This window comes from Romboutsia sp. 13368 (assembly GCF_018336475.1).
Lineage (GTDB): Bacteria > Bacillota > Clostridia > Peptostreptococcales > Peptostreptococcaceae > Romboutsia.
Genome location: NZ_CP048741.1, coordinates 1,660,733 through 1,662,178 on the forward strand (window position 1 = coordinate 1,660,733; position 1,446 = coordinate 1,662,178).

The 1,446-nt window shown below is 24.1% G+C and carries 2 protein-coding genes; one reads left to right on the forward strand and one right to left on the reverse strand.

What is annotated here, in order from left to right:
- Positions 1-230: 230 nt before the first annotated feature.
- Positions 231-491 carry a hypothetical protein gene (locus G3997_RS06675; protein ID WP_296644692.1) on the reverse strand — a complete coding sequence of 87 codons (261 nt, stop codon included), beginning with the start codon at positions 489-491 and terminating at the stop codon, positions 231-233.
- A 221-nt stretch (positions 492-712) separates the two neighbouring features.
- Between G3997_RS06675 and G3997_RS06680 the strand changes: the two genes are divergently transcribed.
- Positions 713-1,417: a lysophospholipid acyltransferase family protein gene (locus tag G3997_RS06680; RefSeq protein WP_442971270.1), complete on the forward strand. Its 705-nt coding sequence runs from the start codon at positions 713-715 to the stop codon at positions 1,415-1,417.
- Positions 1,418-1,446: the final 29 nt, after the last annotated feature.

Consider the following 1,446-nt stretch of genomic DNA (forward strand, 5'->3'; position numbering starts at 1 on the left):
CTAATTAAATATTATTTTTAATTAAGYTATTTATTAGTGTTTTATTGCCTAAATTAGAATAACACATATATTTTTATAGTGCAACACATTTTTTTATTTTTATATAACTTGCGACATATTTCTTGTAGTTTTTTCAAATATTTTGGATAAAATTATATTTAATTATATGATAAGTTTTTAATATGTTTTTATTATGATACACATAAAAATAGGTACTATATATTAGTACCTTAATCTATTATCATCTTTATTATATCTCCATTTTTTCTTTCCATATGAGCAACTTCGCCACTCAAATCATAATCAAACGCTCTTATCAATACATCTAAAAGTTTTTTACTATCTACCATATCCTCTGCTCCATAAAAAAAATCAAAAGTATTATTTTTAATCATCTTCTTAACAAATTCAATAGGTAACTTTATATGTATTTTATCTCCTGTATGAGATAAGACTCTTACTCTTAATAATCTTTCCTCAGATATTCTCATTATATCCCTCCTAAAATTGGTAAATAATATTAATGTGTTACAAAGACTATTTGTGATATACTTAATATTNTTATATTCACACTAATTATTAAATAGGCTTATTTGTAAACAAATTTTTTTTATGCTAAAATAATTTATTATATATTAAGATTAAGGAGATAATAAAAGTGTTTAATTATTTTAAATTTGCAACTTACCAAATATTTGGTTTCTCTGCATCTATGCCAAAGCTTAATAGAATAAAGAAAAATCCTGACAACTTTACTAATATAGAAATATATGATTTTCTACATAATCACGCTAAAAAGTCTTTAAAAAAAGTCAATATAAACCTCACTATAAAAGGAAAAGATAATATACCAAATACTCCAGTTTTATATATATGCAATCATGCAAGTATGTTAGATAGCTTTATACTATTTACAAGCATTGATGAACCTATAGGATGTGTTGTTGCTGATGAACCAGTTTGGAGAAGTATGCCTATAGTAAGTACTTGGGCAAAATTAACTAAATGTGTTTATATAAATAGAGAAGACAACAGACAGGGTATAAAAAGTATAAATGATGCAGCGAATAATATATTAAATGGACAAAGTATGGCTATTTTCCCTGAAGGAGATTTAACATGGGTAAAGGATCCAAATGCAATTATATCTGATTTTAGAAATGGAGCATTAAAAATTGCTTATAAAGCAAAATGCCCTATAGTCCCTTTTGTTATAAAAAACTCTAAAGGTACTTATGAAGGTTTTCAACCTATAGGTAAAATAAATTCAAAAAATGTTGAAGTTGAATTTTTACCACCTATATACGATCATATAGAAAATCCAAAACTAAAAACTGTTGAACTTGGAGATTATATAAGAAATAAAATGATAGAATCAATAAGTATATTTNATAYMGGATTTACCTTTTTCATTTAATATATCTAATGTGGAAAATTCTATATTAC